Source organism: Sphingomonas sp. 28-62-11 (assembly GCF_002278865.1).
Taxonomy (GTDB): domain Bacteria; phylum Pseudomonadota; class Alphaproteobacteria; order Sphingomonadales; family Sphingomonadaceae; genus Sphingomonas.
The window spans coordinates 1-24,814 of record NZ_NCGB01000040.1 but is presented as its reverse complement, the minus strand read 5'-3'; the positions used below and the strand labels follow the sequence as shown (position 1 = coordinate 24,814).

The 24,814-nt window shown below is 62.6% G+C and carries 16 protein-coding genes; 6 read left to right on the top strand and 10 right to left on the bottom strand.

Annotated features, from left to right (window positions below; all coding sequences use genetic code 11):
• The coding region (locus B7Y49_RS12615) for an OB-fold nucleic acid binding domain-containing protein (RefSeq protein ID WP_374127953.1) at positions 1–1,705 on the top strand (1,705 nt) is incomplete at its 5' end.
• Here the strand turns inward: B7Y49_RS12615 and B7Y49_RS12610 are convergent.
• The 5 genes from B7Y49_RS12610 to B7Y49_RS12590 form a co-directional block, all read right to left on the bottom strand.
• A complete protein-coding gene (locus B7Y49_RS12610) occupies positions 1,699–2,244 on the bottom strand; it encodes a DUF4199 domain-containing protein (RefSeq protein ID WP_374127952.1) in 546 nt (181 codons plus the stop codon). The genes B7Y49_RS12615 and B7Y49_RS12610 overlap by 7 nt on opposite strands.
• Before the next feature lie 108 nt (positions 2,245–2,352).
• The gene (locus B7Y49_RS12605) at positions 2,353–2,766 is read right to left on the bottom strand and encodes a response regulator transcription factor (RefSeq protein ID WP_374127951.1); all 414 of its coding nucleotides are present in this window, start codon (positions 2,764–2,766) and stop codon (positions 2,353–2,355) included.
• A 31-nt stretch (positions 2,767–2,797) separates the two neighbouring features.
• On the bottom strand, positions 2,798–4,255 hold the full coding sequence (locus B7Y49_RS12600; protein WP_374127950.1) for an efflux transporter outer membrane subunit: 1,458 nt from the start codon (positions 4,253–4,255) through the stop codon (positions 2,798–2,800).
• Positions 4,252–7,440, bottom strand: a complete 3,189-nt coding sequence (locus B7Y49_RS12595) for an efflux RND transporter permease subunit (RefSeq protein ID WP_374127949.1) — start codon at positions 7,438–7,440, stop codon at positions 4,252–4,254. The genes B7Y49_RS12600 and B7Y49_RS12595 overlap by 4 nt, the downstream gene beginning before the upstream one ends.
• Positions 7,441–7,447: 7 nt before the next feature.
• A complete protein-coding gene (locus B7Y49_RS12590; protein WP_374127948.1) occupies positions 7,448–8,650 on the bottom strand; it encodes an efflux RND transporter periplasmic adaptor subunit in 1,203 nt (400 codons plus the stop codon).
• A gap of 277 nt (positions 8,651–8,927) precedes the next feature.
• On the opposite strand from B7Y49_RS12590, the gene B7Y49_RS12585 reads away from it, so the two are divergent.
• The 3 genes from B7Y49_RS12585 (at position 8,928) to B7Y49_RS12575 (ending at position 14,553) form a co-directional block, all read left to right on the top strand.
• Positions 8,928–11,801: a TonB-dependent receptor gene (locus tag B7Y49_RS12585; RefSeq protein ID WP_374127947.1), complete on the top strand. Its 2,874-nt coding sequence runs from the start codon at positions 8,928–8,930 to the stop codon at positions 11,799–11,801.
• A gap of 135 nt (positions 11,802–11,936) precedes the next feature.
• On the top strand, positions 11,937–13,238 hold the full coding sequence (locus tag B7Y49_RS12580) for a UDP-glucose/GDP-mannose dehydrogenase family protein (RefSeq protein WP_374127946.1): 1,302 nt from the start codon (positions 11,937–11,939) through the stop codon (positions 13,236–13,238).
• 151 nt (positions 13,239–13,389) lie between these two features.
• The gene (locus tag B7Y49_RS12575; RefSeq protein WP_374127945.1) at positions 13,390–14,553 is read left to right on the top strand and encodes an SET domain-containing protein; all 1,164 of its coding nucleotides are present in this window, start codon (positions 13,390–13,392) and stop codon (positions 14,551–14,553) included.
• Here B7Y49_RS12575 and B7Y49_RS12570 read toward each other — a convergent pair.
• From B7Y49_RS12570 to glmU, 4 genes are all read right to left on the bottom strand, one after another.
• On the bottom strand, positions 14,550–16,427 hold the full coding sequence (locus tag B7Y49_RS12570) for a CHASE4 domain-containing protein (protein ID WP_374127944.1): 1,878 nt from the start codon (positions 16,425–16,427) through the stop codon (positions 14,550–14,552). The two genes, B7Y49_RS12575 and B7Y49_RS12570, sit on opposite strands and share 4 nt — an antisense overlap.
• Entirely contained in the window at positions 16,427–18,352 is a 1,926-nt protein-coding gene (locus B7Y49_RS12565; RefSeq protein WP_374127943.1) for an EAL domain-containing protein, read from the bottom strand. The genes B7Y49_RS12570 and B7Y49_RS12565 overlap by 1 nt, the downstream gene beginning before the upstream one ends.
• An 81-nt stretch (positions 18,353–18,433) precedes the next feature.
• The gene (gene glmS / locus B7Y49_RS12560; RefSeq protein WP_374127942.1) at positions 18,434–20,269 is read right to left on the bottom strand and encodes an SIS domain-containing protein; all 1,836 of its coding nucleotides are present in this window, start codon (positions 20,267–20,269) and stop codon (positions 18,434–18,436) included.
• A 24-nt stretch (positions 20,270–20,293) separates the two neighbouring features.
• Positions 20,294–21,649: a bifunctional N-acetylglucosamine-1-phosphate uridyltransferase/glucosamine-1-phosphate acetyltransferase gene (gene glmU, locus B7Y49_RS12555; RefSeq protein ID WP_374127941.1), complete on the bottom strand. Its 1,356-nt coding sequence runs from the start codon at positions 21,647–21,649 to the stop codon at positions 20,294–20,296.
• A 71-nt stretch (positions 21,650–21,720) separates the two neighbouring features.
• Between glmU and B7Y49_RS12550 the strand changes: the two genes are divergently transcribed.
• Complete coding sequence (locus tag B7Y49_RS12550; RefSeq protein ID WP_374127940.1) at positions 21,721–22,425, top strand: HAD-IA family hydrolase; 705 nt, start codon at positions 21,721–21,723, stop codon at positions 22,423–22,425.
• A 146-nt stretch (positions 22,426–22,571) separates the two neighbouring features.
• Here B7Y49_RS12550 and B7Y49_RS12545 read toward each other — a convergent pair whose 3' ends face one another.
• Positions 22,572–23,546 carry a CsgG/HfaB family protein gene (locus tag B7Y49_RS12545; protein ID WP_374127939.1) on the bottom strand — a complete coding sequence of 325 codons (975 nt, stop codon included), beginning with the start codon at positions 23,544–23,546 and terminating at the stop codon, positions 22,572–22,574.
• Positions 23,547–23,705: 159 nt separating this feature from the next.
• Between B7Y49_RS12545 and B7Y49_RS12540 the strand changes: the two genes are divergently transcribed.
• Positions 23,706–24,617, top strand: a complete 912-nt coding sequence (locus B7Y49_RS12540) for an alpha/beta fold hydrolase (protein WP_374127938.1) — start codon at positions 23,706–23,708, stop codon at positions 24,615–24,617.
• Positions 24,618–24,814 lie beyond the last annotated feature (197 nt).

The following is a 24,814-nucleotide window of genomic DNA, read 5'->3' as shown; positions in this document are numbered from 1 at the left end:
CGATGTGCTCGCGCTCGGCATGCTCACCTGCATCCAGAAAAGCTTCGAGCTGCTGCGCGCCGAGGGGCTGGCCGATCACCAGCTCGATACCATCCCGGCGGATGATCCGGCAGTCTACGACATGCTGTGCAAGGGCGACAGCATCGGCGTGTTCCAGGTCGAAAGCCGTGCGCAGATCAACATGCTGCCGCGGCTGAAACCGCGCGAGCTCTACGATCTCGTCATCCAGGTCGCGATCGTGCGACCGGGGCCGATCCAGGGCGATATGGTGCATCCCTATCTGCGGCGGCGGGCGGGCCGCGAGAAGGTGGAATATCCGTCGCCCAGCCCCGATCATGGCCCCGCCGATGAACTGAAACAGCTGCTCGGCAAGACTTACGGCGTGCCGCTGTTTCAGGAACAGGCGATGAAGCTGGCGATCGTGGCGGCCAAATTCACCCCCGGTGAGGCAAACCGGCTGCGCAATTCGATGGCGACTTTCCGCAATGTCGGCGGGATGGATCATTTTGAGGAAAAGATGATCGGCGGCATGGTCGCGCGCGGCTATGAGGCCGATTTCGCCCGGCGGTGCTTCGATCAGATCAAGGGCTTTGGCAGCTACGGCTTTCCCGAAAGCCATGCGCTGGCATTTGCGCGGCTGGTCTATGTGTCGTCCTGGATCAAATGCCACCACCCCGCGGTCTTCGCCTGTGCGTTGCTGAACTCGCAGCCGATGGGTTTCTATGCGCCCGCGCAGATCGTGCGCGATGCGCGCGAACATGGGGTCGAGGCGCGCGGTATCGATGTCGCCTGCAGCGGGTGGGATAATGCGTTGGAGCGAGTTGACGGGGTGGGCGGTGGCCACCCCCATGCGCTCCGCCTCGGCTATCGCCAGATCACTGGTTTTCGGCAGGAATGGGCCAACGACATCGTCCGCTCCCGCGCCGCCGCTCCCTTCACCTCGATCGAAGATCTCGCACGCCGCGCTAATCTCCCGCAACGCGCGCTACGATTGCTGGCGGATGCCGATGCGTTCCGATCGATCGCGCTGGATCGGCGCGCGGCGTTATGGGAAGTGCGCCGCACGCCCAGCGGTGAGCTGCCGCTGTTCGCCGCCGCCCGCGCGTGTGAACTAGGCGAGGAGGCGGATGTGGCGCTCCCGCTCATGTCACCGGCCGAGCATGTCGTGGCTGATTATCAGATGACGCGGCTGTCGCTGAAGGCACACCCGATGAGCTTCCTGCGCGAGGAACTGTGCGCCGAGGGCATACTTAGTTGTGCGGAGACGAATGCCGCGAAGAACGATGCCCGCGTTCGCACCGCCGGGATCGTGCTGGTCCGCCAGCGGCCGGGCAAGGGCAATGCGATTTTCATCACGATCGAGGATGAAACCGGGGTCACCAATATCGTGCTCTGGGCGCGCCAGTTCGAGATTTTCAGGCGACAGGTAATGGCATCGCGGTTGATGCTTGTCGAAGGGCAGCTGCAGCGCAGCGTCGAGGGTGTCGTTCATTTAATGGCGAGCCGGATCATCGATCGAAGTGTGATGCTCGATACGCTTTCGGAGCGCGGCGAGACGCCCGTTGAACGATCCCGCGCCGACGAGTTCGATCACCCCCAGCATCCGCGTAGTAAAATTGCGCGCACGGCAGGGGTAGGGGCCGAACCCAGGGGCAGCCATCCGCGCAACGTCCGGATCATCCCCAAATCACGCGACTTTCACTGACCTGCCACTGCCCGCGCTGGCAGGAATCGGCTGTTGCGCAACAGCGCCGCCGATACGAGCGATACCAGCACGCCGACCGGAAAGATCTCCGTAAAGGTCATCGGTAGCCGGTAGAGCGGGTTAGCATATTGCAACTTGAAGGTTTCCATCTCGGCGGTGAATTTGGCAAGTGCCGCGCCACTGACGCCCTTCGCCTTTTCCGCCTCGATCAACTGCCGCGCATAGTCGGCGCCAAAATCCATCCCCGTCACCGCCAGCGCGGCTTCCCATGCAAGGCAATAGAATATCCCGGCGAGAGTGCTGACCCCCAGGCCAAGCGCGAGCGCGGGCCAAAAGCGGATAACGCCGCCACCATCGACATCGCGCTGACGCTTGATCGCGACGAAGATCGCACTGAGCGCCACAAGCATCGTGGTATAGCCGATCAGCAGGCCATAGTGTTCGGGCGGATTGTCCTTCAGCAATACCGTCAGCCCGAAGGTCGGGATCGCGATGATCACTCCGGCGATAACCCCGTAGACGAGAATGTTGCGCAGCATTGATGCCTCCCCGTGTTGGCCCGTGTTGAAACGCCCCCGTCATCAACCCGCCCAACCAGCCCGGCAATCGTCCGAAAGGGTGATTGGGCACCAATCACCCGCAATACTTCACGGCACGATCCCTAGCATGCGCGCACGGTTGATCGCATCGGTCCGGCGCTCCGCCTCGAGCTTTTCGAAGAGCCGCGCGATATGCGTCTTGACCGTATTGGGCGAGACCTGGAGCACCTGCGCGATCTGCTTGTTCGACTTGCCCGCCGCAAGCTCGTGGAGCACGGTAAGTTCGCGCGGCGAAATCTTCAGCGCTTCGATCGCTTTCGGATTGCCGTCGAACGGCAATGCAGCTGGTTGGCGCAGCGCGCGGGCGCCGACGAAGATGCCGAGTGCGAGGAAGACAATCGCCACCAGCGCGAGATAGACATCGCCCATCCGCATCCGCACGACGGCCTGATAATCGAGCCATTGCAGCACGAACGTACCGGCTGCCAGAAACGCGCCATAGCCTGTCACGCGCCGCCACATCGCTGGTCCCTCCGCCGCTCGCCGCACTAGTCTAACGCTTGGCCGGGCTTACCGCTACTGGCCCGTTTCGGCCCACATCGGTCAGCGCATCGCCGCCGAGTGTGCGGTACAGCGTTATCCGGTTGGTGGCCGCCACCAGTTGAGTCTGCGTCAGTGATCGTTGCGCCTGGTACAGGCTGCGCTGGGCATCGAGATTGGCAAGGAAGCTGTCGATCCCGCCCCGATAGCGCGCTTCGGTCAGGCGATAGCTATCGGTCGCCGCCGCCGCCAGCCGCTGTTGCGCGCCAAGCTGATCGTCGATCGTGCCCCGCTGTGCCAGCGCGTCCGCCACTTCGCGAAACGCGATCTGGATCGCGCGTTCGTAGCTTGCGACCGCAATGTCGAACTGCGCGCGCGCCTGTGCCAGCGCCGCCTTGTTGCGGCCGCCGGCAAACACCGGATAGCTGAGCGTCGGCGTTGCGGTGTAGTTGAAGGCGCGTGTCGTAAAGAGCTGCGACAGCCCGTTCGAGGCAAGCCCCGCCAGCGCCGTCAGCGACAGCCGTGGCAACAGCGCTGCGCGCGCGGCACCCACTTCTGCATTGGCGGCGCGCAGCTGATATTCGGCCTGCACCACATCGGGGCGGCGCAGCAGGATGCTCGTGTCCAGCGCAGGGGGTGCATCGCCAATGCTGCCTGCGGCCTCGGTAATCGATCCTGGCAGCAGCGCGGCATCCACTGGGGCGCCAACCAACAATTGCAGTGCATTCACATCCTGCGCCAGCGCGGTCATCTGCGTCGCGCGATCGGATTGCGCGGTGGCGAGCACGGTTTCGGCCTGCGCGACATCAGTACGCGCAGCGATGCCGCCGTCGAGCCGTGCGCGCGTCAACCGAACACTGGCGCTGGCATTGGCGACAGTTTCCTCGGCGATCGCCAGCAGGCTCTTGTCGGCGGCATATTGCAGCCACGCCGCGCCGATATCACCGATCAGCGCCAGCCGGGTTGCGCGCGCGCCGACATCGCTGGCGAAATAGCGCGCCTGATCGGCCCGACTGAGCGCGGCGAGCCGCCCGAACAGGTCGATCTCGAACTGGGTAATCCCCAAGCCAATGTTCAGATTGGTGCGCTGCCCGCCTTGCACCGGCGACCCGTTGACGTTCGATCGACCCGTGCCGGGATCAACAAAGCTCGCGCTGTTGTTGCTGTTGATCAGCGGCATCTGTTCTGCCCGCTGGGCACGATATTGCTCGCGGGCGCTCTCGATATTGGCCGCCGCGATGCGTAGGTCGCGATTATTGTCGAGAGCTTGATCGATGATCGCCTGGAGCCGGGCATCGCGGAAGACGTCGCGATAGCCGAGCATCGGCAGCGCGGCGTCGCCGGGCTCGCCATAGACTCCGCCGCTCGGGAAAGCAGCCGGCACCGGCAAAGCAGGGCGCTTGTCGGGCGCTACCATTGAGCAGGCGGTGAGCGCGAGCAGCGCAGCGATCGAGGTGAGGGGGCGGATCATGCGCCTGTGGGCCCGGACGGTTGCGGTGGCGGTGTCGGTTCGTGGTGGAAACGCTTCAGCGTGTCGCGCGTGGTGCGGCGGACGAGGACGAAGAATAGCGGAATGTAAAAGATTGCGAGCACAGTTGCCGTCAGCATCCCGCCGATCACCGACGTGCCAATCGCGATGCGGCTATTCGCGCCCGCACCGGTAGACACGGCTAGAGGCAGCACGCCAAAAATGAACGCCAGGCTGGTCATCAGGATCGGCCGCAGCCGCAGCCGGGCGGCCTCCACTGCCGCGACGATCACGCGCTTGCCCTGCTTCTCAGCCTGTTCGGCAAATTCGATCATGAGAATGGCGTTCTTGGCGGCCAGCCCCATCGTCGTCAGCAGCCCGATCTGCAGGTAAACGTCGTTCTGGAGGCCCCGCAGCGTCACCGCGAAGATCGCGCCGACCAGCCCCAGCGGGATGACCAGCAGCACCGCGACCGGTATCGTCCAGCTTTCATAAAGCGCCGCCAGACACAGGAAGACGACCAGCAGCGACAGCCCGTAAAGGATCGGCGCTTGGCCCGACGAGAGCCGCTCCTGGAACGACAGCCCGGACCAGGCAACCGACGTGCCAGAATATTTGGCGGCGATCGCGGCGATCCGGTTCATCGCCTCACCCGAACTTTGTCCCGGCGCGGCCTGGCCCTGAAACTCGACCGAGGGAATGCCCATGAAGCGCGCCAGCGATGGCGGTGCGGTCGACCAGGAAATCCGGGCAAAGGAGGAGAACGGCACCATCGATCCATCCGATGCGCGGACGAACCATTGCGACAAATCCTCCGGCGCAGCGCGATAGGGCGCGTCGCCCTGCACGTAGACTCGCTTCACCCTTCCGCGATCGTTGAAATCATTCACGTATCGCCCACCCCAGGCGGTCGACAGTGTGTTGTTCACATCGTTCTGGCTCAGCCCCATCACCGCCAGCTTTTGCTGGTCGATATCAATCGCCAGCGTCGGCTGATCGTCGAGATCGCTGAGCCGCACCTGCGCCAGCACCGGATCGTCCATCGCCTCGGCAAGGATTTTCTCGCGAACCGTGCGGAACTGTTCGCGGGTCATGCCGCCGCTATTCTGCAGTTGCATCGAAAAGCCATTGGACTGGCCAAGCCCGCGAATGGCCCCGGGCACGAGCACATTGACGCGCGCGTCACGAAAGCCCGCAAAGGCCCCCGTTGCGCGTTTGACGATCGCGTCGGCGCTATCCTTGCTGGTGGTGCGTTCAGACCAGTCGCGAAACGCGATGAACCCGCGCCCTTGGTTTTGGCCGCCCGGCCCGCCACCGCCCCCACCGCCAGCCACCGTCAGCATCGCGCGCAGATTAGCCTTTTCCTCGGTCAGGAAATATTTCTCCACCGCGCGTTGCACTTCAGCGGTGCGGCCCGCGGTAGCGCCTGGAGGCAGGGTGATCTGCAACTGCGCGCCACCTTGATCCTCGGTCGGCAGGAAGCCGGTCGGCAACCGCACGAACAGCGCAATCAGCAGCGCAACGACCCCAGCATAGATCAGCAGGAACAACCATTTGCGATCGACCACCTTTTCGACCGACGCGACGTAATTGTCGGTCATTCGTGCAAAGCCGGTGTTGAACCAGTCGCGGGCGCGTTCGGTGCGCTGGGCGATCAAGCTGCTCGATTTCGGAGTTTCCCGGCGGTGCTTCAGCATCGTCGCGGTCAGTGCAGGGGTCAGCACCAGGGCGACGACGACCGAGAGGACCATTGCCGACACGATCGTGACCGAAAACTGACGATAGATGACGCCCGTCGATCCGCCGAAAAAAGCCATCGGCAGGAACACGGCAGAGAGCACCAACGCGATCGCGATGAGCGCGACGGTGATCTCGTCCATCGACTTGATCGTCGCCTCACGAGGGGACATTTCAGGGTTTTCGTCCATCAGCCGCTCGACATTTTCGACGACAACAATGGCATCGTCCACGAGCAGACCGATTGCGAGCACCAGCCCGAACAGCGTCAACGTGTTGATCGAGAAACCGGCGAGCGCGAACACTGCAAAGGTGCCGAGCAGCACCACCGGCACAGCAATCGTCGGGATCAGCGTGGCGCGCCAGTTCTGCAGGAATACAAACATCACGATCACGACGAGGATGATTGCCTCGATCAGCGTCTTGACGACTTCTTCGACCGACAGCTTGATGAAAAGGGTCGCGTCCTGCGGGTAGGCGACGGCAAAGCCCTGCGGCATTGATTTGGTCGCGGCGGCGACTTCGCTTTTCACCAGTTCGGCGGTCTTCAGCGCGTCAGCACCCGGCGCGAGCGACACGGCGAAACCAGCGCCCGGATGGCCGTTGATCCGGCTGCGCACGCCGTAATTCTCCGCACCCAGCTCGACCCGGGCGACGTCGCCCAGCCGCACTGTCGATCCGTCCGGCGCGGTCTTTACGACGATGTTTTTGAACTGATCGGCGGTGCGCAGCCGCGACTGTGCGGTGACGGTGGCGTTCAGCATCTGCGTATCGGGCATTGGCTGGCCACCGATCTCGCCAGCCGCGATCTCGCTATTTTGGGATTGGATCGCGGCGATCGCATCGCCGGGTACTAACGAAAATGCTGCAAGTCGCTCCGGGTTCAACCAGATCCGCATGGCATATTGCGCGCCGAACACATTGGTGTCGCCCACGCCTTCCAATCGGGCGATCCGATCTTGCAGGTTCGACACCAGATAATCTGAGACGTCCTGGTTCGTGCGCGTATCGGTGGTGTCATAGATCGCGAAGATCATCACAAAATCGGGGTTTGATTTGGTTACGGTCAGCCCCTGTTGCTGCACCTGTTGTGGCAGGCGCGAGATCGCCTGCTGCACTTTGTTCTGGACTTGGACCTGGGCGATATCGGGATCGACATTCTTGTCGAAAGTCGCCGAAATGCTCACCGATCCGCGCGAGCTGGAGCTGGAATTGAAATAAAGCAGGCCGTCAATCCCGGTCAGCTGCTGTTCGATGATCTGGGTGACGCTGTTTTCCAGCGTTTCCGCGGATGCGCCGGGGTAGCTGGCCCGAATATTGACCTGCGGTGGGGCGACATCGGGATATTGCTCGATCGGGAGCGTCAGGATCGCGCCGACGCCGGCCAGCATGATGATGATCGAGATCACCCAGGCAAAAATCGGCCGGTCAATGAAGATGCGCGAGATCATGCTGCGTTCAGCGCGCCGGGCCGCTGGTCGCGCCGTTGCCCTTGCGTGCGGTAATACGCTGCGGCGATCCGGCGGGGACGGGCATTACCGCGGTACCGGGCTTTGCCTTCACGACGCCTTCGACGATGACCTTGTCCCCGGGGGCTAGTCCGTCGGTCACCACCCAGTCCGCGCCTTGCGTACGTTCGGCCTTTACCGGGCGCTGCACGACTTTGTTGCCAGGGCCGACGATCAGTACGGTCGCATTCCCGCGCGGATCGCGCGCCAGCCCGCGTTGCGGCACCAGAAAGGCGGTGGTGGAAATCGCCTGCGCAAACACGGTGCGCACGAACATGCCGGGCAGCAGCAGATTCTGCGGATTGGGGAAGCGCGCGCGCAGCGTAACGGTGCCGGTGCCGGGATCGACGGTTACTTCGGTGAATTCGACCGTCCCGGTATACCCGTAATCGGTGCCGTCTTCGAGCTTTAGTGTGACGTTGGCGGTCGTCGGCGCGGCATCGCCCTGCGCTAGCGCCTTGCGCAAGGTGAGCAATTCGGCGCTCGACTGGCGAATATCGACGAAGATCGGATCGAGCTTCTGAATCACGGATAGCGGCTCGGCCTGGTTGGTCGTCACCAGCGCACCTTGCGTGAAGAGCGATCGACCGATCCGCCCGGTGATCGGGGCGGGGACGCGCGTGAAACGCAGATTGATCCGCGCGGTGGCCAGCTGCGCGCGCGACTGGGCGATCGCCGCCTGTGCCTGGCGTGATTGAGCAAGCGCATCGGTGTATTCCTGCGCGCTGACGGCCTGCATCTCCGCGAGCGGCTTGAACCGATCGGCCTTGATGCGTGCTGCTTCGGCATTGGCCTGCGCGCTCATCAGGTTGGCGCGGGCTTCATCGCCGGCGGCGCGATACAGGCTGGGGTCGATCTCATAAAGCGTCTGCCCGGCGCGGACATAGCTGCCCTCGGTAAACAGGCGTCGCCGGATGATGCCGGAAACTTGCGGGCGGACCTCTGCGGTTTGATAGGCGTTCGTGCGGCCGCTCAAATTAGCGATCACCGGCACGGCACCGGGCTGCGCGACGATATAGCCCACTTCCGGCGGACCACTTGGTCCCTTGCCACCTTTTTGCGCGCCGCCCGATCCGCATCCCGCCAACAACACGCTCAAGGCAAGAGCCAACAACGCAAGCGAAGGTCGGTTCGGCAGATTGGATGCTGGCATTATCGGTCCCGATTGCGGCCCGACGGCCTGCGATTGATCACAAGCGCTCTCTAACCGAGAAAGGCGCGGGTTGTTCCTGAAGCTCAACCAAGATCGGAAAAAGCGGACGAATGCAATAGCCCTATTTGCCGTCTTGTCATTCGTAATGCAGCGGGGCAGGGGCGCGTCGGTTCGGGGGTTTGCCGCAATCGCGGTGCCCAATGGAATCGACATAGTTTTGCGACAGTTGGCTGCTAGGCGGCCCCAATATGCCCCTTGCCCAGAGTGAATTGACCCCATGCGTAGTCCTCGACTTGCCCTAATCCTGTTGCTTGGCACCGCGCCTGCAGCGCTCTCTGCCCAGACAGCCCCTGCGGGTGGCACCGCGCGTCCTTCCGGTCGTCCTGCGCCCGCTCAGGCTCCTGATGCTGGGGCAGAGGCTGGCGACGAGGATATCGTTGTGCGTGGCGCGCGGCAGCCGGGCGAGGTGATCGGCGATATTCCGCCTGATCAGCAGCTGAGCCCCGCCGATATCCGTTCCTATGGGGTAAGTTCGGTATCCGATCTGCTTGCCGAACTGGCCCCGCAAACGCGAAGCGGGCGTGGCGGAGGGGGGGCACCTGTAGTCCTCCTCAACGGCCGCCGCATTTCGGGCTTTGGCGAGATTCGCGATCTACCCACCGAGGCGATCCTGCGCGTCGATATCCTGCCCGAAGAGGTCGCGCTGAAATATGGCTATCGTGCCGATCAACGCGTGATCAACTTCGTGCTGCGGCCGCGTTTCCGGTCGGTGGCGATCGAACTCGAAAGCCGCTTTGCGACCGCTGGTGGCAGCGCCCAGCCCGAGGCCAGTTTCGATATTCTGAAGATCAGCCGTGGCAATCGCGTCAACTTCCACGCCGAATATGAAGAACGATCCGCCCTTACCGAGGCCGAACGTGACATCCGGTTCCAGCCGAACCTGTTCGCGGCGGCAGGCAATGTAGTAGGCGCAGGCGGCAGCGGGAGTGAGATTGATCCGTTGCTGAGCGCACGCGCCGGATCGCGCGTTACGGTGGCCGGCGTGCCTGGTGTCGCCGCCACCCAGCCTACGACGCTGAACGATTTCGCGGCGGTGGCGAATATCGCCAATGTCACCGATCCCACACCGTTCCGCACCTTGCTATCCGCCACCCGGAATTTCAGCACCAGTGGCACCTATGCGACGACGGTGTTCGGCAATGTCGGCGCGACGATCAACGCCCAGCTTGGCGCAACGGACAGCCGTAGTACCAACGGCCTTGCCGGGCTGAGCCTTGTGCTGCCTGCGGGAAATCCCTTTTCGCCCTTTTCGCAGAACGTCACCGTCAATCGTGGGCTCGTCGACGGGTTTCAGCCAATTGGCCAGAATAACTCGGCGATCACCGGCCATCTGGGCCTGACGCTGAACGGCAATATCGGCAAGTGGCAATGGTCGATCATCAGCAACTATGATCGCAGTAACAACGAAACGTTCACTGACACCGGGATCGACGCGACGGGCTTTCAGGCGCGGCTGCGCGCCAATGATCCAACCGCCAATCCGTTCGGGCGATTGACGCCGGGGGCGTTCGATGTGCTGCCCGCCACGCGTGCGATGTCGCAATCAAGCCGTGCCGAGCTCGATGCCCTGGTCAACGGTACGCTGTTCACGCTGCCTGCTGGTGGAGTCTCGACAAGCATTCGGGTCGGCGGCGACACCACTGACTTCAGCAGCGATTCGTTTCGTAGCGGGGTTGCCCAGAACGGCCGCGTCTCGCGCGATATCGTGAACGGTCAGGCGAATATCGATGTGCCGCTGACAAGCCGGTCAAAGGGCTTCCTGTCGCCTGTCGGCAACCTCTCTGCCAACTTCAACATCGCCTATGACGAGTTGTCGGACTTTGGCACGCTACGCACGCTCGGCTATGGGCTCAACTGGTCGCCGATCGAGCCCGTACGGATCATCGCGTCGGTCACCGATCAGGATGGCGCGCCAACCCCGCAACAGCTCGGCAATCCGCAGATCACGACGCCGAACGCGATCGTGTTTGATTTCGTGCGCGGAGAGAATGCGCTGGTGACGGTAATCTCCGGCGGCAATCCGGGGCTTCAGCGTGACAACAGACTGGTCAAGCGTCTGGGGCTCACGCTCAAGCCGATCAAATCGACCGATCTCGATTTTACGGCAAGCTATGTCGACAGTCGTACGGACAGCCCGATCGCCGGCTTTCCCAGCGTGACAGCGGCGATTGAGGCCGCTTTCCCCACCCGTTTTGTGCGTGATGGTGGGGGGCGCTTGCTCCAGATCGACCAGCGACCGATCAATTTTGCACAGACCAGCCGGTCTGAACTCCGGATCGGGTTTAATTTCTCGAAATCGATCAAGTCGAAGATTCAGAAGCAGATCGAAGCGTTCCGTGCGGGCACCGGCCCCAATCCGTTCATTGGCCTTACCCCGCCGCGTGGGAGTGTGTTCGGCGGTCCGGCCTTTGGCCCCGGTGGTCCCTTTGGTGGCGGCGGGCTGGGTGGTCGCCCCGGCGGCGCTGGCCCCGGTGGCGCACCTGGCGCAGCACCCGGCGGCGGTGGTCCAGGCGGCGGTGGTCCAGGCGGCGGTGGTCCGGGTGGCGGCGGCTTTGGACGTGGCGGTGGTGGCGGAGGCGGCTTTGGCGGTGGCGGCCAAGGCGGCGGCCGGTTGCAGTTCGCGTTGTACGACACGATCCATTTCACCAACCGGGTGCAGATTGGCGCGGCCGGACCGACGTTAGATCTGCTGAACGGCGATACGATCGGGAATGGCGGCGGTCAGCCTCGCCATGAAGTGGAAGCGCAGGCGGGATACAATAACAATGGCATCGGCCTTCGTTTCTCGGCGAATTGGCGCAGCCCGACCACGGTGGTGGGCGGCACACCCGCCAACCCCGATACGCTCAAATTCTCGTCGCTCGCGACCGTGAACTTCCGGCTATTCGCTGATCTTGGTCAGCGGCTTGATCTGATCAAGAAATATCCTTTGCTTCGCGGCGTCCGTGTCGTGGCATCGGTCGATAATCTGTTCAACGAGCGCCAACGCGTTACTGACGCGACCGGCGTGACGCCGATCAGCTATCAGCCTGCCTATCTCGATCCGCTCGGACGTGCGGTACGGCTATCGGTGCGCAAGCTCCTGTTCTAGCCAAACGCGCCGCTGCCGGGGAATACTGCCCACTGGCAATCGGGCGGGTTTGCGCTAGAGCGTCTCCGACTGGCCATCAGACCCGCCAATTCCGGGCCCGACGGCGCAGCCTGATAGTGGAGATGGTGCTGGACTATGCGCATTACGATGATCGGCTCGGGATATGTCGGCCTGGTTTCGGGAGCCTGTTTTTCGGATTTCGGCCATGATGTGATCTGTGTCGACAAGGATGCGAGCAAGATCGACGCGCTGAAGGCTGGCCGGATGCCGATTTTCGAGCCCGGCCTCGACACGCTGGTGGCCGCCAACGTCAACGCCGGGCGGCTGACCTTCACCACCGATCTGAAGTCCGCCGTTGCGGGGGCAGACGCGATCTTCATTGCCGTCGGCACGCCGTCTCGCCGCGGTGATGGCCATGCGGACCTGACCTATGTGTTCGAAGCAACGCGGGAAATTGCCGCCGCGCTGACCGGGCCGTCAGTGATCGTAACCAAATCGACCGTGCCCGTCGGGACGGGAGACAAGGTGGAAGCCATTCTGCGGGAAGTCGCGCCACATCTTGATGTCGCTGTCGTCTCCAACCCCGAATTCCTGCGTGAAGGCGCGGCGATCGGCGATTTCAAGCGTCCCGACCGGATCGTTATCGGCACGGAGGACGCGCGTGCGATGCAAGTAATGCGCGATATTTATCGCCCGCTCTATCTCAACGAGAGCCCGATCCTGTTCACCGCGCGGCGCACCGCCGAGCTGATCAAGTACGCGGCCAATGCCTTCCTCGCGACCAAGATCACGTTCATCAACGAAATCGCTGATCTGTGTGAGGCGGTTGGTGCCAATGTGCAGGATGTATCGCGCGGTATCGGGCTTGATAACCGCATCGGCTCCAAGTTTCTTCACGCCGGGCCCGGCTATGGCGGTTCGTGCTTCCCCAAGGATACGCTCGCGCTGCTCAAGACCGCCGAGGATTACGGCGCGCCAGTCCGCATCGTCGAAGCGGTCGTCCAGGTGAACGACAGCCGCAAGCGCGCGATGGGTCGCAAGGTCATCTCGGCGCTCGGTGGTGAAGCCCGCGGCAAGACCGTGGCGATCCTGGGGCTGACGTTCAAGCCCAATACCGATGATATGCGCGACGCGCCCAGCCTGGCGATCGTCCAGAGCCTGCTCGATGCTGGCGCCCATATTCGTGCCTATGACCCCGAAGGCATGGCAATCGCGCGGACGATGATGCCCGAGATTACCTATTGTACCGATGCCTATGAAGCGGCGGCCGGGGCAGATGCCGTCGCCATCGTGACTGAATGGGATATCTTCCGCGCGCTTGACCTGAAGCGGCTTGCCGCGACGATGACCGCACCTGTGATGGTCGATCTGCGCAACATCTATCCCCCGGCTGAAGCCGAGCGCGCAGGCTTTACATACAGTTCGGTCGGGCGCTGACGGGGCGACGCCACCGCAAGATGATGTGGTGCCGTCACGCCGGTGACACCAACCATAGGTGGAATCGCCGCGACTCGTGGTGACTCCTAGGTTTTTATAGACGCGAGTCCGCCAAGCCGATAAGGTTATGTTAACCATAACGGTAACGGATATGACGATCGCGCCCTGGTTCCTGCTCGCCATCCTGGCCAACTTCGCAGGGTATGCCGTCTACCTGACGGGGCTCAAGCGCGAGCTTGTCCAGCCGAACCGGGCATCCTGGCTGATCTGGAGCGCCGCCGTGCTCGTGGAAGCGAGCACCTATGCGGCGGTTAATCCGGGCGAGGCGCAGAGCATTGTTTTCCTAGTGTCCGCCGCTGCCTGCATCATTGTCACGATTGCGATCTGGCAGCGTTCGGCCTGGAGCCCACCGACGCGCAGTGAAACGATTTGCATGGCCGCCTGTCTTGGCGCGCTGCTGCTTTGGGCGATGTTCAGTTCGGCATTCTGGGCGCACATGCTGGTGGTGGCCGCTGTACCGATCAGTTTCTGGCCGACCTGGGAAAGCGTCCAGCAGGATCGTGCGCGCGAACGCTCCCCCGCTTGGGGGCTATGGACGGTCGGCGATTTGGCAACGCTGATCGTCGCGACGCGCTCCGGTGATGTCGAAGTGGGCAGCTATGCCTATATTCTGGTCGAATTGCTGTGCCATGCCAGCGTCTGGTTCATGATCGGTCTCGCGACCATCAACCCGATACGATCGCTCGGTTTCCGCAACGGCAATTTCTATGTGCTCGACAAATATCTGCCGGCATCGAACTTGTTTTCGGTGGGGGAGAACCATTTGGGCAAGGCTGTGTTCGCCGCTGTTGATTTTGCCGAGGGCGACAGGATCGTGAAGTTCACCGGTCGCCGCTTCCGCGCCGATCAGGTGCCAAGCGTGATGCGCGGCGGCGGCGACCGGTTCGTACAGGTAACGCCTGATCATTATATGGGGCCATCGGGCCGGATCGATGATCTGATCAATCACAGTTGCGCGCCCAATGCGGGACTTCGCTTCACTGATGAGGGCGTTGTCCTCGTCGCGATCCGCCCCATTGCGCCGGGGGACGAGATTACCTGGGATTATTCGACAACGCTGGCGGAAAGTAACTGGCACATGATCTGCCAGTGCCGCAGCGAAGGGTGCCGCCGCGTTATCGGCAATTTTGAGACGCTGAGCCCCGAACGGCAGGAATGGTTCCGCGCCCGCAACCTGGTCGCGCCCTATCTGCGTCGCCGGGATGATGTCGCGCCGGTGGCAGCGGTACCCGAAGTGCGGTTGGGGGCGGGTTAAGCGGCGATCGCGTTGGCGGCCAGTTCGCTTGGCGCTGCCTTCAAGGTCAGGATCGCGACCGCGCCCAGACCCTTGCCCTGGCTTTCGAGCGCAAGTCCGCCCTCCATTGCGTTCATCGAATTGGCGCACCAGTGGAGCCCAAGCCCGCCCGATTTGTGCGCCCGCGTTGAATAGCCGCGCTGGAAGAGGGTCGCACCCACCTCAGGCGAGAATCCTTCGCCGTCGTCATGAATTTCGACGCGGACCTTTTCATCAACGGTGCTGACCAGAACCCTGATGCTGCCGCTGCCCGTCCCGCGCGCGGCGATCGCCTCGGCAGCGTTGCCGAACAGATTGCCGATCACCTGGCTCAGGATCACGCGGTTCGCCATGACGGGCCATGGCTGTGCGGGAAAGCTGAAGGCGATCGACAAGTCGCTTGAATAGCGCGCGATGGTAGCATTCTGGGCGACAATCTCGGTCACGTCGCATTGGTCGAGCGGGGGGCGCTCATGTGCTTGCGCCTGCTGGGTGCCGATGATTTCCAGCACATGCTGCATCGCTTCCCGCCCGGCCTCGAGCTGCCGACGCCGTTCGGCGCGGTCGCTCGCCTCGGCCTCGACGGCCGCCGCGACGAACGCGGCGAGCTTCTGGCGACGGGCGGCCGGAATGTCCTCGCTGGCAAGCTCGCCAATCGCGCGGTCGACGATCGCGCGGTCGGTAACGCCGTCATCGGCGATGCCGCGCGACAGGATTGTGCTAATCGGGTTCAGCGCATTGCGGACATTGTGCATCACCGCGACCGCGCTTTCGCTCCGGCCTAGCGCAAAGCTCTGCACTTCGAGCTGTTCGCGCAAATCCTTCAGCTGGCGCAGCATTGAATTAAAACTGCGGCCGAGCGAGCCGATCTCATCGCGGCGATCCTCCTCGTCGAGCAAGCCGAGCGCGCCCGATGCGGTGACGACTTGCATGTGCCGTTCGACCCGGTGCAGCGGGCGCAGCACCAGTCGCGCGATCATCCGCCGCAGCACCATCAGCAACACCATCAACAACACCGTCGATCCGGCGATCGCGAGCACAAGCATCCGCTGGCCGAGGATGGAGACGTCGCGCGGTACCTTGAAGCTAACGTTGGCGACCGTGCGACCATCGGCGCCGATAATTGGCACCGCGATCGTCATCACGGACTGGCCCGGCGTGATAGTTTCCTTTGTCGACATATTGGTCAGGTCAAGCCGCGCTTTGAGCTGCAACAGCGTGGCGAGCTGGGTCGAGGTGAGCTGTCGCACCATCATCACATAACCACGCGGAGCGCCGGTGCCGTCGCTGCGCCTGACCTGCGCCACGCCCACGGCGGCGACGATGGGGCCCAGCCGGGTATAGAAGGCAGTCGAGCTACGGCCATTCAGCGCGCGCGCAAAATTGATCGTGCCAATTTGCTCGATCAGCTTGCGGCGCATCGCTGGCTGGTCGGTCTGTCGAGCGATGTCGAGCCAGCGCGCGATCACAATGTGTCCATCCATGCCGATATAGGCCATGCCGTTCACGTCGAGGTTGGACATGGCGAGCGTGGAAAAGCTCTCTTGTTCGAACTTGGCGCTCGGCTTGGCCATGTAATCGTAACTGGAATTCCAGTCGCCATAGTCGCGAACCGCCGTCTCGACCTTCGAGATATACTCGTCGAGCGCGGCACGCGTGCGATCGACATGTGCGCCGACCGACGTGCTCTCGAGCTGGTTGAAGCTGGGAGTGATGACGCTGGCAAGCAGCAACGTGATCGCCAGCGAGCCGAGCAAGCCCACCGCCGTCAAGATCAGCAACAGCTTAGCGCCAAGCGAACCTGGTGCGCGGAGCTTGCCCCCGAACATCTTTTGTCCCGAACCTGCGGCCGTCATCAGCCGTGCGTCCCGTTCCCCGCCTGATGCCCTGCATCGTACAGGGCAGGGCCGTCACCCGGATCATCCTTTCCCTCGATAAAGCGGGCTTCGGCCATTTTGCGGGCCTCGATCGCGTCGATCGGACGCGAGAAGAAGTAGCCCTGCAGATGCGACGCCCCGGCGAGGCGCAGAGCCTGCACCTGTGCGTCGGTCTCCACACCCTCGGCGATCACGCCAAGCCCCAGCGCGCGGCCGAGATGGATGATCGAATGGACGATCGCAGCGCTTTCGCGCTCACGCCCCATCCCGTCAATGAAGCTGCGATCGATCTTCAGACAATCAAGCGCGAATTTGCGGATGTTGTAGAGGCTCGAATAGCCCGTGCCGAAATCGTCCAGTGCGATGCGGAAGCCCATCTGCCGAAGCTTGTAGAGCGTATCGGCGGCACGATCGGCATCGTCGAAAATCGCGGTTTCGGTGATTTCGATCTGCACACGCGCCGGATTGACGCCAGCGAGCTGCACCTGTTCCATCACGCGCCCGACGAAGTTCTGGCGACGGAACTGGCGCGGCGAGAAATTTACCGAGACATATTGATCGGGCCAGTTCTTGACCTCGTTCAGCGATTGATCGAGCACCCAATCGCCCAGCTCATGAATCAGGTTCGATTCCTCGGCGATCGGGATGAACATGCCGGGCGAGATTGGCCCGAATTCAGGGCTGTTCCAGCGCAGCAATGCCTCGAAGCCGATAATCTCAAGCCCCTCACGCGCAACGATCGGCTGGTAGACCAGCTTCAACTCGCCCGCGGCAATCGCCTTGCTGAGGCCGCTTTCGATCTGGCGGCGGAAACGGATGCTCTCGTCCATGCTCTCATCAAACGGACGCACGACCCCGCGACCAGCGCGCTTGGCTTCGTTGAGCGCGAGATCGGCGCGGCGCATGACGTCCACGGGATCGCGCACTGGCTCAGCCTCGGTCACCACGACGCCCATGGAAGCACTGGCCTGGATCGAATGGCCGAACACCTTCAGCGTCACCGAACAGGCGCGCAGCATCAGCTCGCACGCCATGACGGCGGCGTCTTCACCGGGCGTATCGAACAGGATGCCGAATTCGTCGCCGCCCAATCGGGCGACAATGCCGCCTTCCGGCACGGCGTCATTGAGGAGCTGATAAACAGAGCGGATCATCTCATCGCCGGCCAGATGACCGAGCGTGTCGTTGACCATTTTGAACCGGTCGAGATCGAGCATCGCGGTCGCAAACCGCTCCTTGCCGCGCGACCGTTCGGTCAGCGCACGCAGAAAGGCGAGGCGGTTGGGGGCTTCGGTGAGCGAATCATGATTGGCGATGTGAACCGCATGGCTCTCATTCGCGGCGAGCTCAGCGCCCTTTTCCTCTAGCTCGACCACTTGCGCGGCGAGCTTTTCGCGCGCCTGGGCAAGGTCGATATCAAGCTTCCAGCGCCCGGCGAGCGCGGTCGCGGTCTGCACCACTTCGGCAACTTCGAATGGTTTGGCGATGTAGAAGATCTTGTCAGCAGGGCCAGCCGCTTTCGAAATCTCGATCGGCGAGAAATCCGAATAGCCGGTAACGATCACGATATTGATATTGGGGTCGAGCTTGCGGATGCGGGTGGCGGTTTCCTTGCCGTCGATGCCGGGCGGCATCCGCACGTCGATAAACGCAACCGCAAAGGGGTCGCCATCGGCGAGCGATTTTTCGAGCGCGGCAACGCCGTCGAGCCCCTGCATCGCATGCGTCAGCTCGAACGCCATCGCATCGCTATCGGTCTTCGGTGCCGCGACATCATCGTCATCACCGAAGAGTTCGGCCGCCATCGCGGACAGTGCCGCGCTTTCACCCTTGTCCTTGGGCGCAAAGCTCTGGCGATAGGATTCATGCATCGCCGGTTCGTCGTCGATCACTAATATGCGCACCGGGCACTCCCGTTCTTGGTTGCCCGGACCATGCCAGTCACATGGTTAAAGAAGCGTTAGAATTTGCGGCTCACGCGCCAATCACTCTACCGTCACGCTTTTCGCCAGATTGCGCGGCTGATCGACATCAGTGCCTTTGAATACTGCGACATGATAGGCGAGCAATTGCACGGGCACCGCATAGACCAGCGGCGCGATGAGCGGGTGCACCCTGGGCATTTCGATCGTCGCGATCGTGTTCTCGCCCGCCTGAGCGATGCCGGCCGCGTCGGAGATCAACACCACCTGCGCGCCGCGTGCCTGCGCTTCCTGCATATTGCTAACGGTCTTGTCGAACAACGGGCCCGACGGGGCGAGCACGATCAGCGGCACATTATCGTCGATCAGGGCGATCGGGCCGTGCTTCATCTCGCCGCTCGCATAGCCTTCGGCGTGGATATAGCTGATTTCCTTCAGCTTCAGCGCGCCTTCGAGCGCCATCGGATATTCCGGCCCGCGCCCCAGATACAGCACGTCGCGTGCGGCCGCGATCTTGGGGGCCATTGCGGCGATTTCCTCATCATGCCCAAGCGCGTGATTCATCGCCTCGGGCACTTCGCGCAGATGGCGAACGATTTCGCGTTCCAGATCGGTCGTCAGCAACCCCTTGGCACGCGCGAGGTTGATCGCAAGCGCGGCCATTACCGCCAGTTGGCAGGTGAATGCCTTGGTGGAGGCAACGCCGATTTCGGGACCGGCATGCGTGGGCAAGAGCAGATCGACTTCGCGCGCCATCGAGCTGGTGGGCACGTTGATGATCCCCGCCGTCGTCAGTCCCGCCGCCTTCATATGGCGCAGCGCCGCCAGCGTATCGGCCGTCTCGCCTGACTGCGAAATGACGATACCGAGCATATTGGGGGTGAGCACAGGATCGCGGTAGCGAAACTCGCTCGCGACATCGGCTTCCACCGGCACCCGCGCGAATTGTTCGATCCAATACTTGCCGATCATGCCGACATAACTGGCCGTGCCGCATGCGACAATTGCCACCCGGTCGATCGATCCGAGATCGAACTCCATGTCGGGCAGCGCGACCTGCTCCTCTACGGGCCGCAAATAGCTGCGCAGCGTCTGCGCGACGACCAGCGGCTGCTCGTAGATCTCCTTCAGCATGAAGTGGCGGTAATTGCCCTTGTCCATCAACTGGCCCGATGCGCCTGAATTGACGATCGGGCGGGTGACCGGCTGGTTGTCGCGATCGAACACCTCGACGTTGGCGCGGGTGATGACGACCCAGTCGCCCTCCTCGAGATAGGCAATGCGCTGGGTGAGGGGAGCGAGCGCGAGTGCGTCCGAGCCGAGGTAGTTTTCGCCGCCATTTTCGGTGGGGCCATAACCGACGGTGAGTGGCGCTCCGAGCCGCGCGCCGATCAGCAGATCAGGTTCGGACTTGAACATCACCCCCAGCGCAAAGGCGCCGTGGAGGCGCGGCAGGACGTTTGCCACGGCATCACGCGGCGCGACACCGCGTTCGACTTCGCGCGCGATCAGATGTGCGACGACTTCAGTGTCGGTCTGGCTCAGAAACTGGCGGCCATCAGCGATCAGTTCCTCACGCAGCGGCTTGAAATTCTCGATGATGCCGTTGTGGACCAGCACGACATCGCCAACGATATGCGGGTGGGCATTGTCCTCGGTCGGCGCGCCGTGCGTCGCCCAGCGGGTGTGGGCGATGCCGCTGTCGCCGGGTAATGGTTCTTCGACCAGGCGGGCGGCGAGATTGACGAGCTTGCCCTGCGCCCGACGACGATCGAACGTGCCGTCATGCACCGTGCAGATGCCAGCCGAGTCATAGCCGCGATACTCGAGCCGCTTCAGCCCATCGAGCAGCCGATCCGCGACGGGGCCAGTGCCTAATATTCCAACGATGCCGCACATAAAGGTCTGGTCTCCGCCCGCAGGCTATGGGTTGTTTTTCTTGACCGTCATCGCCGCGCGAAACCGGGCAGCCCAGCCGGGCTTTTCGGTTTGGTCGGGTCGAACCAGCGCCAGCGCGTCCGCCGACACGTCGCGGGTGATGACGCTACCGGCGGCGATGATTGCCCCCGCGCCGATCGTGACGGGCGCAACTAGCGCGCTGTTCGATCCGATGAAAGCGCCTGCGCCGATGTTTGTTTTGTATTTGAAGAACCCGTCGTAATTGCAGGTGATCGTCCCGGCGCCGATGTTCGCCATCGCGCCGACGTTCGTGTCCCCCAAATAGCTGAGATGATTGGCCTTTGCGCCCGCACCGAGCGACGTCTTCTTCATCTCGACGAAATTGCCGATCTTGGATTTCGCACCCATCACCGATCCGGGCCGAAGCCGCGCGAACGGACCGACTTCTGCAGCCGCGCCGATCTGCGCTCCTTCGATATGGCAGAAGGCGTGGATGACCGCGCAATCACCCACCGTCACGTCAGGGCCGAAGAACACGTTAGGCTCGATCGTCACGTCGCGGCCGATTTTGGTATCATGGGCAAACCACACCGTTTCGGGGGCGATCAGTGTTGCGCCATCGGCCATGGCCTGTGCACGTCGCTGCTGCTGCCAGGCCGCGTCAACAGCGGCGAGTTCAGCGCGGCTGTTGACCCCGGCGACTTCGCTGGCATCGGTTTCGATCACCGCCGATTCACGCCCATTGGCGGCAGCGATCATGACGATATCGGGCAGGTAATATTCGCCCGCCGCGTTATCATTGCCGACCCGGTCGAGCAGCGCGAACAGATCGGCACTGCGCACCGCCATAAGCCCCGAATTGCACAGTGTTACCGCGCGCTCCTCAGCTGTGGCATCCTTATACTCCACCATCTTGGCGATGCGGCCGTCAACGTCGGCGATCACCCGGCCATAGGCGGCAGGATCGGCAGGTCGAAACCCCAGCACGACTGTGGCAGGTGCATCGGCTGCAGCCAACCGGTCGAGCATCCGCTGCATTGTCGCGGCGCGCACCAGCGGCACATCACCATAAAGGATAAGCACATCGCCGTCGAAGCCATAAAGCGCCGCGCGTGCTTGGAGCACGGCGTGGCCAGTACCAAGCTGTTCGGCTTGCAGTGCCGTGCCGACGCCAAGTGGCGCGACAGCTGCCTCCACCTGTTCGCGCCCGGCCCCCGTGACGACGACGGTCCGTTCGCCATCGAGCGAAGCAACGCTATCGATTAGGTGCAACAGCATTGGCCGCCCGGCAATCGGGTGCAGCACCTTGTGAAGATCGGATTTCATGCGCGTGCCCTTGCCGGCGGCAAGGATGATGGCGGCGATTGGTCGCTGAGTCATCGGGCTCCCTCAGCCGCAGCGATGGCATGATTGTGTTGCCAATTCCATAGCGATGCTGGCAGGCGAACGAGATGACAACAGACATTCACTCCAGCGCCCGGCCCTTTGACATCGTCGGCTTCGACCTCGACGGCACGCTGCTCGATACCAGCGGCGATCTGCTCAATGCGGTGAACCATGCGCTCACGCTTGCTGAAAGGCCGCTGCTGTGTGTCGATCAGATCAAGACGATGATCGGTGGCGGCGCGAAGCATATGCTGCAGCTTGGACTCGAAGCGACGGGGGGGTGCCCGCCTGAGGATTTCCGCCCGCTCTACAAGCAGATGCTCAGTTTTTACGAGGCCAATGTATCGGCGGAAACGCGCCCCTTCGACGGAGCGCTGGCGGCGCTCGACGCGCTTGATGCGATGGGTGTGAAGACGGCGATCGTCACCAACAAGTTCGAATCGCTTGCGGTAAAGTTGCTCGATGAACTCGCGCTGCGCGATCGGTTCGTCACCGTCATCGGCGGCGATACGATGGGCAAAGGCTTTTCAAAGCCGCACCGCGCACCGATTGATGAAATGATCTTGCGCTGCGATGGCGGCCGCGCGGTGTTTATCGGTGATTCGATATACGACATCATGGCCGCGAAAAATGCGGGCATCGCCAGCGTTGCTGTCAGCTTCGGGTTTCTGCTCGAGCCGGTCGAGGAGATGGGCGCCGATGCAGTGATTGATCACTATGATGAGTTGCTGCCGACGCTGGCGATGCTGGGCAACCGCGCCCCGGCCTGATCCAGCTCCCCGCACCCCAAACCCCAAACCGGTCATTCCCGCGCAAGCGGGAACCCATGGAAATGCTACAGTCGTTTGTCGTGCAGCACCCGATAGGTCCCCGCTTACGCGGGGATGACGATGACGTGTGAAATTGCCGATCTAGGTTACTGCGACGGTGCGAGCTTGGTATTGAGCACCCAGCCGACATTGTCATTCTCGTCGGCAACTTCCCACCACAGGCCATTCTGATTGCCGGTCGGATACAGGATCGATCCCGCTGGCAGCGTACGGATCGCCCTGGCCGATGCCACTGGGCTGACACGCATTGCCACTGGGGCCTGGGCGGTGAAGGTCTTTTTCGGCGCTGCCTGTGCGGTGCCCTCATCGCCCGGGCGGGTATAGCCGAGCTCATCGACCATCTTCGCATAGGCCTGAATGAAGGCGAGCGTGACGATGCGACCGATATCGGTGTTCTCATAGCCGCCACCGACGCCACCGGCACCGAAACCGCCCACACCGAACACACCACCCACCGCAAAGCTCGTGTCGCGCTTGGCGGCGTAGCCCTCTGTCACGGCCAGCGTTTCAGTGGTGCGCACATTGGTGAGCGACAGCACTGTGTTGGCTTCAGATTTGCGCGACTTCATGCCGCCGAGCAGACCGCCGAACGGCCCGCCGATGATGGCACCGGCAACGGCGCCTGCGGCATTGCCGCTGACATTCGTATTCGCACCCTGGATTTCAGCGACCAGTACATAATCGGCTGCCTTGATCTGGCCCTGGCCGACATTTGATCCGCGCTGCAGGCCAAGCCCGCCGCCGATCGCGCGCTCCTGTGCTGCGGCATCGAGGCCCGCGCCGCGATCGACGATATTGAAGCAGCCCGAACGCTGCACGAGCACACGCAGCAGCCGCGCAGGCGGGGCGAGGCTATTCTGCGTCCAGCCCGACGAATCCTGACCATCAACAATCGAAACAGTGCCGTGCTTGGTCGTGCAGCGTGGCACATCGTTCATCGCGGCCTGCTGGAGCTGTTGGCCCTTGGAGGCGCTCGCCTGCCTGGGCGGGCGCTGCGCATTCAGGGGGGAGGCCACCACCAGAACAACGGCGGCGCTCGTCATCAGCTTAATCACGGTCATAATAATCCCCCCAGAAACTCTCTTGATTTGATACGTGCTGGATAGCCTTTTGGATGCACGGGTAGAAGGCAAAATGCGGCAGCGTGATCATCGTGCTTGTGGCGGGGGGGTACGTTATTATGCTGGCCGCTACCGCCAACGACCTCCAGGCCATCCCCTATGCCACAAAATGATCGCATCCCGTCCTGGAGTCCGGCCGCCGATAGCGGCATCGTGGTCCGATGGCAGCAGGCAGGCGCTCTGTCTTTTGAGCTGGCGGAGGCGGGGGCAGGGGATCGATTGGCGCTGTGCCTGCACGGTTTTCCGGAGCTTCACTACAGTTGGCGGTTCCAGATTCCGCTGCTCGTCGAACGCGGCTGGCGTGTGTGGGCGCCCAATCTGCGCGGCTATGGCGGTAGCGATCGTCCCAAGGAGGTCGACGCCTATCACATCGATCGACTGCTTGAGGACGTGGCCGCGCTGATCGACGCCAGCGGCGCGCGGGAGGTGTTGTTGATCGCGCATGACTGGGGGGCGATCATCGCGTGGCAGTTCGCGATCCGGAAGGTGCGACCGCTGGTCGGTCTCGTCATTATGAACGTGCCACACCCCATGCCTTTCAAGCGCGAGCTGCGCAAATGGGCGCAATTGCGCGCGAGCTGGTACGTGTTTTTCTTTCAATTGCCGGGCCTGCCCGAATGGGCGTTTGGACGAAACCGCGCGCGCATCATCCGCCGCGCCTTTGTCGGCATGGCGGTCGACAAGTCACGCTTCCCGAAAGAGGTGACCGATATCTACGCCGACGCAGCAATGCGCCCAGGCGCGCTGACCGCGATGATCAATTATTACCGCGCGGCGTTCCGGTCGGTCAGCGGCATGACGGAAGGCACCGGCAAGGTCGATGTGCCGACGCTGATGATCTGGGGCGAGGAAGATACCGCGCTGACGATCGGCTGTGTCGAGGGCACGCAGGATTATGTGGCGGATTTCCGGCTCGAACGACTGCCGGGTGTGTCGCACTGGGTCCAACAGGAAGCACCGGAAAAGGTGAACGCGATTTTGGGCGCCTGGTTGGATCGACCGGTCGGCTAACCCAGCTTCGTCTTTGCCTTATTCGTTGTCACCAGTCGAATATCGCTGATTGTCTGGATTCCGGTATCCATTGTTGTTGTTGTTGTTGCGATTGGTGATGACGTGCTCCCCTTTTCTCCTCCACTCATAAGTAGAGTCCGGGGTTATCATCGTGCCCTTGCGGGCGGGGTTGTACAACCCGCCTGGCAGCATCGGCG